We start from the raw sequence: 15,835 nt of genomic DNA on the forward strand, positions 1-15,835 counted from the left end.
ATGCGTTTCGTCTCGATACCATTTTGAGGTGAAGGGGACTCTTTAGGTTCGGTGGTAGGGCGCGCCGGCCAAAATAGAAGCAGCGCGGTACAGCTGTTCGGTCAGCATCACCCGTGCCAGCATATGCGGCCAGACCATTTTGCCTAGAGAGATCGAAAAATCGGCCTGTGCGCGCAAACTGGGATCAATCCCATCAGCGCCGCCAATGATAAAGGCGACGTCTTGACGCCCGTTGTCGCGCCAATCGCCGAGCTTGCCAGCAAATTCTGGCGAGGACAGGGTTTTGCCGCGCTCATCCAGTGTGCAAATCAGCGCGCCGCTTGGAATGGCGCGACTGATGATTTCGGCTTCGGCCTTCATGCCGCCGCCCTTTTTGTCTTCGAGTTGATGGATCGACAGCGGACCAAGCCCTAAGGCCCGCCCGCTTCTGTCAAATCGTGTGGTGTAATCGTCGATTAGGGTCGCTTCAGGGCTGCTACGAAGCCGCCCCATGGCGCAGATATGAACCTTCACGACGCCTGCCCTTAGGATTCAGGGCGCGCTGACATCAAAGCAGTCGCTTCATCCGATGACAGCCACATTTTTTCGAGCTGATAGAATTCGCGCACTTCAGGGCGGAAAATGTGAACGATCACGTCGCCAGCATCCAAAAGCACCCAGTCGCCAGCCGATTTGCCTTCAATGCGAGAGAAAATGTCGTGTTCGATCTTGAGGCTTGCGGACAGTTTTTCAGCCAAAGAGCCGACTTGACGCGCAGAGCGACCAGAGCAAACAACCATGTAATCAGCCATGGAAGATTTGGTTTCCAAGTCGATGGTCACGATCTCTTCGGCTTTTTCAGCCTCAAGGTGGTCCGTGATAAAGTCGAGCATCAGCTTGCCGCCAAATTTTGCGTCTGATGTATTCGGTGTCGCGTCAGTCATGATTGACCCTTTAAATAATGCGCCGTTTTAGCCCGACGTTGGCCTGTGAAGAGTTTAGCATCCAAAGAGGTCGATCTCAACGCTCTCGATTCTCGCCCGTTTGCAGGGGTACAGCGCGCGTATCTATATAGTCTGGGCGCGTTTGGAAAGGGCAGGGGGCAAGGCTTTTCCCCTATATGCCTATGTTTCGCCGTTTTCTGGGTTATCATCCAACATTCGTACCTCGCGTTGTGGGAACGGGATCGAAATGTTGTTTTCTTTGAAAGCATCCCAAAGGGCCAAAAACACAGCTCCACGTACGTTCGTCAGTCCGCCTGTGGGGTCTGTGATCCAAAACCGCAGCACGTAATCCACAGAACTGTCGCCAAACCCAACGATATGACAAACGGTGGGTTTGCCTCTATGAATGCGGTCAATGGAATTGGCGGCGTCGATGGCAACTTGGCGGACCAGGTGCGGGTCGTCGCCGTAGGCAGTGCCAAAGTTGATATCGAGCCGCACAAAGGAATTGGTGTGCGACCAGTTCACCACTTGGTTTGTGATCAGGTCCTCGTTCGGGATCAGGTATTCCTTGCCATCACGGGTGACAACAGAGGCATAGCGTGCGCCCAAAGTATTGATCCACCCAAAGGTTTCCCCAAGCGAGATCACATCACCCGGTTTGATCGACTTATCGAGCAAAATGATGATGCCAGACACAAGGTTCGACACGACTTTTTGCAAGCCAAATCCAAGACCGACCCCAATCGCCCCAGACAAGACAGCCAGACCTGTCAGATCAAACCCCACGGCTTTGAGTCCGATAAAGGCGGCAGAGGCGTAAAGGGTAACCTGCAACATCTTAACCATCAGCACCCGCATCGAGGGTGAAATGTCGTCATTTTTGCGAATACTATTCGAGGCCTGAACGGACGTGGTGCGCGCCAAAGTGAACAGCAGGCTTGTGACAATCAAAGCCTTTGTGATGTCGAGCAATGAGACACTAAAGTCGCCAAACGTGATCGCAAGAGAGTCCAAAAAATCAGCGGCACGCATATGTAGATTCAGGTAATAAAGCGCGAAATAGACACAAAGCGACCACGTGACCACGCGGCGCAAAGATCGGTTTTTAACCAAACGTCCAGTAAGCCCTATCATCAGCCAAGCCGTGCCCATGCGGGCCGCAATGCCGATCAAATAGGATCGAGACGGCCATGTCATCTCTTGCATCACTTTGAAAATCGCCCATAGCAATAGTACGCTCAGGATCAGCCAAAGCCGTTTTTCGATTTGCAAAAGCCAGCGCAACTGCCATTTTGGCCGCCCAGCCAGCGTGCGCATCCAGTCGCGCATTTTGGAGCGCAAAACATTGGAAACCAACCAAGTTGTGCCCAGTGAGACGATCAAGATGATGACTTGATAGAGTTGCCATTTGCGGCTCAACCCTTTGAGAAACGTCAGCGCTTCTCCACTGGTGGTTAATAGAATATCGCTAAACTGGCTCGGTTCCAAAAGTGCGGTCCTTTTTTGTCAGCTTGGCACAGCACATACCTTGCGAGCAACCCGCGAGGCAGCTTGATCTGTGCGGTCCGCATCGCAAACCCTTGCGAGACTCAGCGCAACCCTCTATGTCACACCACATGAAACGTGTTTTTGATATGGATGATCGCGCGCGGCTGCCTTGGCGGTTCCATGGTGCGTCGCTCTCGGTGCTGGCCCAACTACGGGGCTAAGCCACGCTGTCGCGTGCCTGATCGGCATGCCACAAACACGTTCAAATTTTCCTTCTGACCCATCAACGGAGAGCGATATGACCGCCCCGAAGACACTCTATGATAAAATCTGGGATGCGCACGTAGCCCACGAAGCCGAAGATGGCACCACTTTGTTGTACATCGATCGTCACCTCGTTCACGAAGTGACCTCAGCGCAAGCCTTTGAAGGCCTGCGCATGACGAACCGCACGGTGCATGCACCCGATAAAACAATCGCGGTTCCAGATCACAACGTTCCAACAACACTGGACCGCGCAGACCCCGCGACAATGACCGAAGAGAGCCGCATCCAAGTTGGTGCGCTCGACACCAACGCGAAAGAATTCGGCATTCACTACTACCCCGTGTCTGACGTTCGCCAAGGTATCGTGCACATTGTTGGACCTGAGCAAGGGTGGACTTTGCCCGGCATGACTGTTGTTTGTGGTGACAGCCACACAGCGACACACGGCGCATTCGGCGCGCTGGCCCACGGCATCGGCACATCCGAAGTCGAGCACGTTCTTGCAACTCAAACGCTGATCCAGCGTAAAGGCAAGAACATGAAAGTGGAAATCACTGGCAAGTTGAAGCCCGGTGTGACCGCGAAAGACATCACTTTGGCTGTGATCGGCGAAACTGGCACCGGTGGCGGTACTGGCTATGTGATCGAATACACGGGCGAAGCGATCCGCAATCTGTCCATGGAAGGCCGCATGACGGTTTGTAACATGGCGATTGAAGGCGGCGCGCGCGCTGGTCTGATTGCACCTGACGAGACCACATATGCTTACGTAAAAGGTCGCCCACATGCGCCAAAAGGCGAACAGTGGGATGCAGCTTTGGCGTGGTGGAAAACACTATTCACTGACGAAGGCGCTGTGTTCGACAAAGTTGTGACGCTCAAAGGCGAAGACATCTCGCCTGTTGTGACTTGGGGCACCTCTCCTGAGGACGTTCTGCCAATCACTGGCGTTGTGCCTACGCCCGAAAGCTTTGAAGGCGGTAAAGTGGACGCGGTGCGTCGCTCCATCGCTTACATGGGTCTCGAAGTGGGTCAGAAATTGACAGACATCGAAATCGATACCGTCTTTATCGGATCTTGCACAAACGGCCGTATCGAAGATTTGCGCGCTGCCGCTGAGATCCTCAAAGGCAAAAAGATCAAAGACGGCATGCGCGCGATGATCGTGCCTGGGTCTGGTCTTGTGCGTGCGCAAGCCGAAGAAGAAGGCCTTGCTCAGATTTTCAAAGACGCTGGTTTTGAATGGCGCATGGCGGGCTGTTCTATGTGTCTCGCGATGAACCCTGATCAATTGGCCGAAGGCGAGCGGTGTGCATCCACATCGAACCGCAATTTTGAGGGTCGCCAAGGCTACAAAGGTCGTACGCACCTTGTCAGCCCAGGCATGGCCGCAGCCGCAGCGCTCACCGGTCGCCTGACCGATGTTCGTGAATTGATGTAAGGAGAGGCACCATGGAAAAATTTCAAACACTCAATGGTGTTGCGGCACCTATGCCACTTGTCAACATCGACACCGACATGATCATCCCAAAGATGTTCTTGAAGTCGATCAAACGCACAGGCTTTGGCGCGAACCTCTTTGATGAGATGCGCTTTAACCGTGACGGCACTGAGATTGCGGACTTCGTTCTCAACAAACCTCAGTACCGCAGCGCGGAAATTCTTGTGGCGGGCGACAACTTCGGTTGTGGCTCATCACGCGAGCACGCGCCTTGGGCGATCGCTGACTTTGGCATCAAATGTGTGATCTCCACATCTTTCGCTGACATCTTCTTCAGCAACTGCTTCAAGAACGGCATCTTGCCAATCGTCTTGCCGCAGGATGTGGTCGATGTGTTGATGGATGATGCTGAAAAAGGCTCTAATGCACGCATGACTGTCGATCTTGAAACGCAAACAGTCACGACCTCAGACGGCCAAGAATTTGCGTTCGACGTCGATGCGCACAAAAAGCATTGTTTGCTGGAAGGCCTCGACGACATTGGTCTGACATTGGCGAAAAAGGCTTCTATCGATACCTTTGAAGCGTCGATGCAAAAAGACCGTCCTTGGGTGTAACACATTGCTTCTTAATATTGCCCCTAACGGGCATGTGAGACACGACAACGGCGGCCCTAGGGCCGCCGTTGTGCGTTTGGCGATAAAATAGTCGACCAAAAGGGCTTGCCCCTTATTCCGTGGTCATTTCTTCGCCCAAGGCAACGCTGAGTTCAATGTCAGACACTTCGCCGCTGGCATCCGTATCAATGGCGAGGAACGTCTCTTCTGTCACGTCAGGGTAAGCTGCAGCGACTTCTGTAAAGGAGTAAGCGCCGCTTCCGTCTGTATCTTCGATTGCAGCTTGTGCAAAAAGAGGGGCTGCGAGAAGAGATGTCATACCGATGGTGAGTGCGATCTTTTTCATTTCGTTTATCCTTATATTAGGTATGCGCCGAACTGGCGCGGTTCACAGTACTGAACGACATTGTGCCGCTGTTGATAGAGGTGCTCCAAGTGGATGATTCGTTCAACCCATTGAATATAAATAATAAAAGAGATTTATTGCCGATGCAGATAATTGCCTATTGCCAGCAAGAGTTCGCAAATTGGTCAGGAGGTCTTGATTTGAAAAAAGCGAAAACTTGGCCAAATCGGCGGTGTTACGCACTGCCCTTCGGCGTGTTTATGCTTTTTTCCATGTGTTGAAGTGACTTTGGAGCATTGGGCGGTGATTTGCCGATCCTGACAGCGTTCAAAAACTGGAATTTTTTTATGAAAATTTGAGCGATGGTCCTTTTTTGACGCTGCGCGGCCACCTCAGTCTTGCGATTCACAAGGATTTAGGTCGGCTGATTTGACCAGATACCGTTGATAATGATGCAAAATCGCACCGTTTTGTCCATGAAACGGCCTTAATTTCCGCGTTAACCTTAATGATCACTTGCTGGCAAAGATGAAAGAAGGCAAAAATTGGGCAATATTGAGGCAGTTCGCCATTATTGGCAAAATCAAAATGGAAAAAGTGTGTGGCATCGTATCACGCATGGCCAGTTTGAAGGGAAATGGGCAGTGTTTAACCGTGTGGTTGGCGCATTCGTGCGCTCTATTTTCGTCGTGGCGTTGATCGCTATGCCGTCGTTTTTGCTTCCAAACGTGTCTGCTGATTCAGCTCAAGTTGTTGCACTTGTTGCCCTCTTCGGCGCAGCCCTGACTTTTTTCGAATATACGTCTCCCTACCCAGGTTTGGTCGAATTCCGCGATGCACCGCCGTTCAATCGCGTGCGGTTCTTGTCGCTTTTCGTGACGATTTTTTTGCTGACGACGATTTGTAGCGGTATCTCATCGCCGACAATTTTCAGTGAATTCGTAACAGTTGTCGGCGCGCTGATTGGCTATGTCCTTGATTTTCATTATTCTCCCGTGCGTTTGATGGTGCAGGCTTTGCCCGAAGGCACCGCAGAGCATCATATCACTTTGATGCGCGTCTGTGCTGGCGTGTCATATTTGACGTCGCTTGTGTCGCTGATGATTTTCTTACTTCTTTTACAACGTCGCCGCTGGCCCTCGAAATCGGGGTCCTTCAATGTTTGGATTAACCTTCCGACCTTTGATCCGACGGCGGGTGGCGATGTGGTGTCGCGGCTGAAACGTGACGCACGGGTGAATATCATTCTTGGCTTTGCTTTGCCGTTTGTTATTCCTGCGGTCGTTCATTCGGCCTCTAATCTGTTTGGGGCAATGGCTGTGGGGAACTACCAATCGATGATTTGGCTGGTGGCAGCATGGGCCTTTTTGCCGTCCTCTTTGTTTATGCGCGGCATCGCGATGGGTCGCGTGGCCAATATGGTCGAGGGCAAGCGTCGCCAAACCTATGCTGCGGCTGACCTTGACCCCATGCCAGCGTGATTCGCGCTGGGCTAATAAGTCTTTCTTGCCTTTGTCCTTTTGTCGCCGGCGCACAAGATGTGTTGCGCGTAGCGACTTGGAACGCCGAGCTATCGCGCAAAGGGCCGGGTGTTTTATTGCGCGATATTTTGTCAGGCGAGGATAACGAAATTCTATCCGCAATTGATCACATTTTGAAAACAACGCCTGATGTTTTGGTGCTCACTGGGATAGATACCGACTTTGACGGGCATACGGTCCGCGCATTTGCGTCGGCGCTGACCCAAGCTGGGGCGGCCTATCCGCATGTGTTTTCTCGTATCAGCAATGCGGGCCAATCCACGGGACGTGACTTGGACAAAGACGGTCGTTTGGGCCAAGCCCGAGATGCGCAATCTTACGGTGAATTTCATGGGCAAGGGGGGCTTGCGGTTTTATCGCGCTTGCCGATTGAGGCCAACAAAATCACAGATTTTTCGACCTTGTTGTGGCGTGACCTGCCGCAAGCGCGCGTGCCTGTCGACTATTATGACGCGGGCGATCTGGACGTCTTGCGTCTGTCGTCCACAAACCACTGGGACGTGCCTGTTTTGTGGGACGAGACGCCCATACACATGCTGGCCTTCTATGCCACGACGCCTGTGTTCGACGGCGACGAGGATCGCAATGGGTTGCGCAACGCTGATGAAATTGCGCTTTGGCGGTACTATTTGGATGGGCGGCTTGGCGCACCTGCGCCGACTACGCCGTTCATAGTGATCGGCGATGCTAACTTGGACCCGCATGATGGCGATGGCCGCATTGAAGACGTGCAGGCCCTTTTGGCCGACTCAAGATTGCAAGATCCGCAGCCACATTCAGCACATGCGAAAGGCATCTCCAACGATGCGCATACCGGCGATGCCGCCTTGGACACGGCTGATTGGGATGATCCTGTCCCTGGAAATCTACGTGTCGATTATGTATTGCCCTCCGCCGATCTCAAGGTGATCGACGCCGGGGTGTCATGGTCATTGGCCTCAAACAGTGAGGGGGCCTTATTTCGGCACGGCCTTGTGTGGATAGATATCGCGCGGCAATGACGCACGCATAACGGTGCTCATGTCGGTGCGTTCAAAATCGGGCACAAGGCGATCACATTTGGCGGTGCCTAAGGCGTGTGGCACATCCCAAAGCGTGTTCAAGCTCTATCTGCAATTCTTTTAACGTAAAGGTGTAACCTCCAAAGGGGATATCCTCAAATTGGGCCAATGTGTTTCGCGTCTCGGTCAACAACACGGCGGCACGTGCCCAGTCTGGCAAATAGCAAAAGGCGTGCATGTTGTTGCTTTTACTCGGTAATAAGAGTTTGCTTTGGTTGATATGGCGCAGCAACACCATCCGCATCACATCGTCCGCGACGTCTGTTGGATCAATAAAATCACCTGCGCGCAGCAAAATGGTTTGAACGCCTGATGCTTCATAGCTGCGCTCAAAGCCTTCTCTGATTTGTCCTTTGCGCGTGCTCGGTCGGTGAGGCGTTGTTTCATCCCAAGTTCCGGCCGCATTTCCGAAATTATAAACATTTGCTGGAATGATGACAGTGGCACCAGTGTCCTTGGCCGCGTCGCGGCTGTTTGGGGTCTTCTGGCATCAAGTTTGAGCGTATAAAAAGGCCTTTCCTTGACCTTCACCGCGTCGTCGGGTAGGCGAAACCAACGCTTAAACACAAGGAAAATGCGATATGAGCACGCCATCTCTTCTTATTCTGCCCGGTGACGGTATTGGCCCCGAAGTGATGGCCGAGGTCGTCAAAGTCATCGATTGGTTTGGTGACAAACGCGGTCTAAAATTTGATGTGTCTCACGACCTTGTCGGTGGTGCTGCTTACGACGCACATGGTGCCCCAATTTCCGATGAGACTATGGAAAAAGCGCAAAGCGTTGATGCTGTTTTGCTTGGTGCTGTTGGTGGTCCAAAATACGACGATCTTGATTTTTCCGTCAAACCTGAGCGCGGCCTTTTGCGCCTGCGTAAAGAAATGGACCTGTTTGCAAACTTGCGTCCTGCCCAGTGTTTCGATGCTTTGGCCGATTTTTCGTCACTGAAAAAAGACATCGTCGCCGGTCTCGATATCATGATCGTACGCGAATTGACCTCTGGCATCTACTTCGGTGAACCACGCGGTATTTTTGTTGAAAACAACGAACGCGTTGGTATCAACACTCAACGTTATACCGAAAGCGAAATCGAGCGTGCGGCCCGTGCCGCGTTCGAATTGGCCATGAAGCGCGACAAACGTTTGTGTTCCATGGAAAAAGCCAACGTGATGGAATCCGGTATTTTGTGGCGCGATGTCGTCAACGAGGTTGCTGCTGATTACCCAGAAGTTGCAGTGTCTCACATGTACGCCGACAACGGCGCGATGCAATTGGTGCGTGCGCCTAAGCAGTTCGACGTCATCGTAACCGACAACCTGTTCGGCGATATCTTGTCCGATTGTGCGGCAATGCTCACTGGGTCTCTGGGCATGTTGCCATCCGCGTCTTTGGGTCTGCCGATGGCCAATGGTCGTCCGAAAGCCATGTACGAACCGGTACACGGCTCAGCCCCAGATATCGCGGGTCAAGGCAAAGCCAACCCAATCGCATGTGTGCTCTCATTCGCGATGGCATTGCGCTACTCGTTTGATCAAGGCGATGAAGCGACACGTTTGGAAACAGCGATTGAAACTGTTTTGGCAGGCGGCGCACGGACTGCTGACTTGCTGGGCGAAGACGGCGTAACCGCCGTGTCCACCACAGAAATGGGCGACAAAATCATCGAGGCACTTACAGCCAGCCTGTAAGGTTTCCGATAGTACTTTAGGCCGAGGCATTGGAAACGATGCCTCGGTTTTTTTGATGTCAGTCAAAAATATCAAAAATGTCTTCTGCGACATCAATCAACCGGTGCGCGATAGATTTCTTTTTGTTGCGCGACTTATATCGATCCTTAGACTTTTCCTTGCTGCGCTTTGGTTTGGATTTGTGCGTGCCTTGCACCGTAAACGAATCGATCACGTGATCTGTGCGCAACGATTTCATCCGTCGCAATGGCGCGCCACATGATGTGCATTGCAGCTCGTGCCGAGTTTTTCCTGAAAGCGTTAAGATGCTATGCGCGCCGCAATAGCAGCAAGTGGCGGATTTGTGGGCGTTTGTCATATCTTATATTTGGGGCGCTATAGCTGCCTCGACAAGTGTCTAAACTACAGGTACGAAACTTATGACTTCATCGGTTATCGCTAACAAAAAACGGAAAGACTGCTCATGAATATCTCTGGCGCATTTTACGCTTTGTTTGCATTCGCAGTTTTTGCGACCCATGATGCTGTGATCAAGTATTTGGGGGTGTCCTATTCCCCTTTTCAGATGATCTTTTTCTCAACGCTGTTTTCCTTTCCGCTAGTCACTTTCATGTTGATTCGGGACAAAACATCAGGCCATTTGCGCCCTGTGCACCCGTGGTGGACGGCTCTGAGAACCTTTTGTACGACCATCAACGTCATGTGCGCGTTTTATGCGTTTACTGTTTTGCCACTGGCGCAAGTCTACGCCATTCTTTTTGCCACGCCGTTGTTGATCACAGTCTTGTCCATTCCTGTTTTGGGAGAGCGCGTGGGCCCGCATCGTTGGGGCGCTGTTGTCGTTGGTCTTATCGGCGTTTTCGTTGTATTGCGCCCCGGTTCCACAGATTTAACATTGGGGCATGCTGCCGCTTTGACCTGTGCCTGTCTTGGTGGGTTGGCGTCGATCATTGTACGTAAAGTTGGGCGCGAAGAGCGCACCGTTGTGTTGATGCTGTATCCGATGGTCGCGAATTTCATCATCATGGGCACGTTGATGGTGTTTACGTATAAGCCTTTGCCGATCAATGATCTGGGTGGCATTGGCGCTTTGTCTGTCCTTGGCTTCACTGGTGGCGTGTTTTTGATCATTGCATATAAGGCGTCCGAGGCCGCCATCGTTGCGCCGATGCAATATTCTCAAATCATCTGGGCGACCCTTTTCGGGTCCCTGTTCTTTGGCGAGTCCATCGATCTGGGCACAGTTATTGGCGCTGGTATCATCATTATGTCAGGCCTCTACATCGTGTTCCGTGAATCGCAAGGCGGTACGTCGCAAAATACGCCGGTGTTGCGCACACGGTCCCGAGCGTCTTCCGCGTCGTCTTTTCGAATTTCGCCCTTCTTGCGTCGCAGCAATTCAAAATAGAGCACATCGCAGCACTAACATGTTTTGATGTGCGCAGGATCGGCAACACGCCTTTCAATAAATGCACAGCTGGGCGTGCGTAGGGTCACAAAATTGCTTATTGAATTTAGGTCCGCGATCATGGTCTGTTTGCGCAACTGCACAAAGGACATGCGATGCGCCATCCACATGAAACGCCCAGCGATGCTTCGATCCTTGATGTCATCATGACACAGATATCGCTCGAAGGCCCACTCTTGCCGATGCTTCACGCATTGCAGGAAACGTTTGATCATGTGCCGCAATCCGCTGTCCCTCTTCTTGCGCAAACGCTAAACATCAGTGCCGCAGAAGTGCATGGCGTTGTGTCGTTTTATCACGACTTTAAAGAGGCCCCATTGGGTCGCCACGTTGTGAAAATTTGCCGCGCTGAAGCGTGCCAAGCCGTGGGGGCCAATGATCTTGCCGATGCGACGCTTGAAAAGCTCGGTGTCGCTTGGCATGGCACCACAGCAAACGGTGCTGTGACGATTGAACCCGTCTATTGTCTTGGGCTTTGTGCCTGCGGGCCTGCGGCCATGGTTGACGGCAAAGTGGTGGGGCGCGTTGATGCTTCCAAAATGGATCAAATCTTGAGCGAGGCTGGCGCATGAAAATTTACGTTCCTGCAGACAGCGCAGCCAAATCTCTTGGTGCAGATGCGGTTGCCGCGGCCATCGTGCTTGAGGCCAAAAATCGTGGGTTAGAGGTTGAGTTGATCCGCAATGGATCACGTGGCATGGTCTGGCTTGAGCCCTTGGTTGAGATTGATCGAGGCGCGGGCCGCAAAGCCTACGGGCCAGTTCAGCCCCAAGACGCTGTCGCGGTGTTGGATGATACATTCCCATCCCTTGGCGCTGTTGAGGACATTCCATTTTTTGCCAAACAAACGCGTTTGACCTTTGCGCGTTGCGGCTTGATCGATCCTTTGAACTTGGATGACTACAAGGCGAATGGCGGGCTTTCGGGCCTCACACGCGCCTTGTCAATGACGGGCAAAGACATCGTTGCTGAGGTTACAGACTCTGGTCTGCGCGGACGCGGCGGGGCTGGTTTTCCGACGGGCATCAAGTGGAACACTGTTCTGGGTGCTGAGGCCGATCAAAAGTACATCGTTTGTAATGCAGACGAAGGCGACAGTGGTACTTTCGCGGACCGCATGTTGATGGAGGGTGATCCCTTTTGCTTGATCGAAGGCATGATCATTGCCGGTCTCGCGGTGAATGCCACCAAAGGTTACATCTATCTACGCGCAGAATACCCGGATGCGATCGAGGTGATGAACAAGGCCATCGTGATTGCGCAGAACGCGGGCGTTTTGGGTCAAAATCTGCTGGGCTCGGATCGCACTTTTGAATTGGAAGTGCGGGTTGGCGCGGGCGCATATGTCTGCGGCGAAGAGACGTCTTTGTTGAATTCGCTGGAGGGCAAGCGCGGCGTCGTGCGCGCCAAACCACCGTTGCCAGCGCTTGAAGGTCTGTTTGGAAAACCCACTGTTGTGAACAACGTGCTGTCCTTGGCGACGGTTCCCGTGATTTTCGAGAGAGGTGCTGCCTTTTACAAAGACTTCGGCATCGGGCGCTCACGTGGGACGACACCTTTGCAGATCGCTGGCAATGTCGCACGCGGCGGATTGTTCGAGGCGCCCTTTGGTATTCCTTTGGGCGAGTTGGTCAATGATGTTTGTGGCGGCACAGCCTCAGGCAAGCCGGTGAAAGCCGTACAGGTCGGCGGGCCTTTGGGGGCCTATATGCCGCCCTCGGATTTCGACACGTTGATTGGCTATGAGGAATTCGATGCCGCTGGCAGTTTGATCGGTCACGCAGGCGTTGTGGTGTTCGACGAGACCACAGACATGCTGTCGATGGCGCGCTTTGCGATGGAATTTTGTGCTGTTGAAAGTTGTGGCAAATGCACCCCGTGCCGGATCGGATCTGTGCGCGGAGTCGAGACGATTGATCGTATTGCCGCCGGTGATGGTGCAGCAAAAGAGCTTTTGGTCGATCTTTGTGATACCATGCGAGACGGATCACTTTGTGCGCTGGGGGGCTTCACGCCTTATCCGGTCATGTCAGCCCTGACGCATTTTCCAGATGATTTTGACCGCAAAGCGGAGGCCGCAGAATGAAAGATTTTGTAATTCCTTGGGACGGCGTTGACGGCAACGGCATTCAAGATGACCGCGACATGGGCACGCCCGTACAAACTGGCGCGCCTGTGACGCTGAACATTGATGGATTTGACATCACAGTGCCAACAGGCACATCCGTTATGCGTGCGGCAGCCGAAGCAGGCATCACCGTGCCCAAGCTTTGCGCCTCTGACAATTTGGAAGCCTTCGGATCGTGCCGCCTTTGTGCGGTCGAAATCGAAGGCCGCCGTGGCATGCCTGCGTCTTGTACAACGCCTGTGTCTGACGGGATGATCGTTAAAACCCAAACGGTAAAAGTGCAAAAACTGCGCAAAGGCGTGATGGAGTTGTACATCTCTGATCACCCGCTTGATTGTCTGACCTGTGCGGCCAACGGCGATTGTGAATTGCAAGACATGGCTGGTGTCGTGGGCTTGCGCGATGTGCGTTATGAAGCTGTCGAGACGCATTTCGCGACACGCAACGCGTCAGGTCCAAATCCAAAATACATGCCCAAAGACGAGAGCAATCCGTATTTCACCTACGAGCCTTCTAAGTGCATCGCCTGTTCGCGTTGTGTGCGCGCTTGTGAAGAAGTTCAGGGGACTTTCGCGTTGACGATGGAAGGCCGCGGATTTGACAGTCGCATTTCTGCTGGCACCAAGCTTGATGATTTCATGACGTCAGATTGTGTCAGTTGTGGCGCTTGCGTCCAAGCCTGCCCAACAGCGACGCTGCAAGAAAAATCTGTGATCGATCTTGGGACGCCGACTAAATCTGTCGTCACCACCTGCGCTTATTGCGGGGTTGGATGTTCGTTCAAAGCCGAGATGAATGGCGACACTTTGGTGCGCATGGTGCCTTACAAAAATGGTAAAGCGAACCGTGGTCATTCCTGTGTCAAAGGTCGCTTTGCCTATGGCTATGCCAATCACAGCGACCGCATCTTGTCGCCAATGATCCGCGATAAGATCGAAGACCCTTGGCGCGAAGTGTCGTGGGACGAAGCCTTGGGCTTTGCCGCGCAAAAAATGCGTGGATTGCAAGAGACCTATGGTCAAAAATCCATCGGCGTTATCACATCAAGTCGCTGCACCAACGAGGAAACCTATTTGGTGCAAAAGCTCGCGCGGGCTGTGTTTGGCAATAACAACACAGACACCTGTGCGCGGGTGTGTCATTCGCCAACAGGCTACGGCTTGGGTCAAACCTTTGGGACTTCGGCGGGCACGCAAGACTTTGACAGTGTTGAGCACAGCGATGTTGTGATCGTGATCGGCGCCAACCCAACCGATGGCCACCCTGTGTTTGCTTCGCGTTTGAAAAAGCGTCTGCGCCAAGGGGCCAAGTTGATTGTTATCGATCCGCGGCGCATTGATTTGGTGAAGTCACCGCATATTTCAGCCGCGCATCATCTGCCACTGCGACCCGGTACAAACGTCGCTGTTGTAACGGCCATCGCGCATGTGATCGTGACCGAGGGCCTGATGGATGAAGACTACATTCGCACCCGTTGCGATTGGGATGAATTCCTTGATTACGCGACTTTTGTATCTGATCCCAAGAACAGCCCAGAGGCCACAGCGCTTTTGACAGGCGTTAATGCGCAAGAGCTGCGCGCGGCGGCACGTCTGTTTGCGACAGGCGGCAATGGCGCGATTTACTATGGTCTTGGGGTGACAGAGCACAGCCAAGGGTCGACCACTGTGATGGGCATCGCCAACCTTGCGATGCTGACGGGCAATATCGGTCGCAAGGGCGTGGGCGTGAACCCGCTGCGTGGTCAAAACAACGTGCAGGGCGCTTGTGATATGGGGTCGTTCCCACATGAATTGCCTGGTTACCGTCACGTGAAAAACACCGATGCGCGCGATGTGTTTGAAAGCCTTTGGGGTGTGAAAATCGACCCTGAAGCAGGGCTGCGTATTCCTAATATGTTGGACGCGGCCGTCGATGGCACCTTCAAAGGTCTATACTGTCAGGGCGAAGACATTTTGCAATCTGATCCAGACACCAAACACGTGGCGGCTGGACTTGCGGCGATGGAATGCGTGATTGTGCACGATCTGTTTTTGAATGAGACAGCGAACTACGCACATGTGTTCTTGCCGGGGTCTACGTTCTTGGAAAAAGACGGCACTTTCACCAACGCAGAGCGCCGCATCAACCGCGTGCGTAAAGTTATGGCACCGCGCAATGGATACGGCGACTGGGAAGTGACCCAAATGCTGGCGAATGCCATGGGCGCGGGGTGGACTTACACCCACCCGAGCGAAATCATGGACGAGATCGCAGCGACGACGCCGTCGTTTTCTGATGTGACGTATCAGCTGCTTGAAGACAAAGGGTCTGTGCAATGGCCCTGCAACGAAGAGCATCCTGACGGGATGCCTTTGATGCATGTCGACGGGTTTGTGCGTGGCAAAGGCCGTTTGATGATCACCGAATACATCGCCACGGACGAACGTACTGGTCCGCGCTTCCCGTTGTTGCTCACTACGGGGCGGATCTTGTCGCAATACAATGTCGGCGCGCAAACGCGACGGACAGAAAATGTCGCTTGGCATGATGAGGATGTGCTGGAAGTGCATCCGCATGACGCCGAAGTACGCGGTATTTCTGATGGGGATTGGGTGCGCCTTACGTCGCGGGCGGGAGAGACCTCGCTGCGTGTGACGCTGACGGATCGGGTGTCTACTGGGGTTGTCTACACCACCTTCCATCACCCAGACACGCAAGCCAATGTGATCACCACTGACTATTCAGATTGGGCGACCAATTGCCCTGAATACAAAGTGACAGCGGTGCAGGTCAGCCTGTCGAACGGTCCAAGTGAGTGGCAAGAAGACTATGCATCACAAGCGGCACAATCGCGTCGTATCACCCCTGCGGCTGAGTAACAGGTG

Annotated in this window: 13 protein-coding genes; 9 read left to right on the plus strand and 4 right to left on the minus strand. The window is 53.1% G+C overall.

Annotated features, from left to right (window positions below; all coding sequences use genetic code 11):
- Positions 1 to 42: 42 nt before the first annotated feature.
- From rlmH to WNY38_RS07090, 3 genes are all read right to left on the minus strand, one after another.
- Positions 43 to 513, minus strand: coding sequence for a 23S rRNA (pseudouridine(1915)-N(3))-methyltransferase RlmH (gene rlmH, locus WNY38_RS07080; RefSeq protein WP_342856634.1), 471 nt, complete (start codon positions 511 to 513; stop codon positions 43 to 45).
- Positions 514 to 524: 11 nt separating this feature from the next.
- Positions 525 to 923: a ribosome silencing factor gene (gene rsfS, locus WNY38_RS07085; RefSeq protein ID WP_342856635.1), complete on the minus strand. Its 399-nt coding sequence runs from the start codon at positions 921 to 923 to the stop codon at positions 525 to 527.
- Positions 924 to 1,103: 180 nt separating this feature from the next.
- Complete coding sequence (locus tag WNY38_RS07090; RefSeq protein WP_342856636.1) at positions 1,104 to 2,414, minus strand: mechanosensitive ion channel domain-containing protein; 1,311 nt, start codon at positions 2,412 to 2,414, stop codon at positions 1,104 to 1,106.
- Positions 2,415 to 2,712: 298 nt separating this feature from the next.
- Here WNY38_RS07090 and leuC point away from each other — a divergent pair, with 298 nt between their 5' ends.
- Positions 2,713 to 4,122, plus strand: a complete 1,410-nt coding sequence (gene leuC, locus WNY38_RS07095; protein ID WP_342856637.1) for a 3-isopropylmalate dehydratase large subunit — start codon at positions 2,713 to 2,715, stop codon at positions 4,120 to 4,122.
- A gap of 11 nt (positions 4,123 to 4,133) precedes the next feature.
- On the plus strand, positions 4,134 to 4,739 hold the full coding sequence (gene leuD / locus WNY38_RS07100; RefSeq protein ID WP_342856638.1) for a 3-isopropylmalate dehydratase small subunit: 606 nt from the start codon (positions 4,134 to 4,136) through the stop codon (positions 4,737 to 4,739).
- A 112-nt stretch (positions 4,740 to 4,851) separates the two neighbouring features.
- On the opposite strand, the gene WNY38_RS07105 is transcribed toward leuD, so the two are convergent.
- On the minus strand, positions 4,852 to 5,085 hold the full coding sequence (locus WNY38_RS07105) for an EF-hand domain-containing protein (protein WP_342856639.1): 234 nt from the start codon (positions 5,083 to 5,085) through the stop codon (positions 4,852 to 4,854).
- 599 nt (positions 5,086 to 5,684) lie between these two features.
- Here WNY38_RS07105 and WNY38_RS07110 point away from each other — a divergent pair.
- The 7 genes from WNY38_RS07110 (at position 5,685) to fdhF (ending at position 15,829) form a co-directional block, all read left to right on the plus strand.
- Positions 5,685 to 6,566 carry a hypothetical protein gene (locus WNY38_RS07110; RefSeq protein WP_342856640.1) on the plus strand — a complete coding sequence of 294 codons (882 nt, stop codon included), beginning with the start codon at positions 5,685 to 5,687 and terminating at the stop codon, positions 6,564 to 6,566.
- Between the two features lie 59 nt (positions 6,567 to 6,625).
- Positions 6,626 to 7,627: an endonuclease/exonuclease/phosphatase family protein gene (locus WNY38_RS07115; protein ID WP_342856641.1), complete on the plus strand. Its 1,002-nt coding sequence runs from the start codon at positions 6,626 to 6,628 to the stop codon at positions 7,625 to 7,627.
- A 641-nt stretch (positions 7,628 to 8,268) separates the two neighbouring features.
- Entirely contained in the window at positions 8,269 to 9,372 is a 1,104-nt protein-coding gene (gene leuB, locus WNY38_RS07120) for a 3-isopropylmalate dehydrogenase (RefSeq protein WP_342856642.1), read from the plus strand.
- A gap of 463 nt (positions 9,373 to 9,835) precedes the next feature.
- Positions 9,836 to 10,780 (plus strand): DMT family transporter, encoded by a 945-nt coding sequence (locus WNY38_RS07125; protein WP_342856643.1) that lies wholly within the window; start codon positions 9,836 to 9,838, stop codon positions 10,778 to 10,780.
- Positions 10,781 to 10,935: 155 nt separating this feature from the next.
- Positions 10,936 to 11,412, plus strand: coding sequence for a formate dehydrogenase subunit gamma (locus WNY38_RS07130; RefSeq protein WP_342856644.1), 477 nt, complete (start codon positions 10,936 to 10,938; stop codon positions 11,410 to 11,412).
- Positions 11,409 to 12,926, plus strand: a complete 1,518-nt coding sequence (locus WNY38_RS07135; protein WP_342856645.1) for an NADH-quinone oxidoreductase subunit NuoF — start codon at positions 11,409 to 11,411, stop codon at positions 12,924 to 12,926. The genes WNY38_RS07130 and WNY38_RS07135 overlap by 4 nt, the downstream gene beginning before the upstream one ends.
- A complete protein-coding gene (gene fdhF / locus WNY38_RS07140; RefSeq protein WP_342856646.1) occupies positions 12,923 to 15,829 on the plus strand; it encodes a formate dehydrogenase subunit alpha in 2,907 nt (968 codons plus the stop codon). Before WNY38_RS07135 ends, fdhF begins: the two co-directional genes overlap by 4 nt.
- Positions 15,830 to 15,835: the final 6 nt, after the last annotated feature.

Origin of the sequence: Pacificibacter sp. AS14 (genome assembly GCF_038899935.1) — a bacterium.
Lineage (GTDB): Bacteria > Pseudomonadota > Alphaproteobacteria > Rhodobacterales > Rhodobacteraceae > Celeribacter.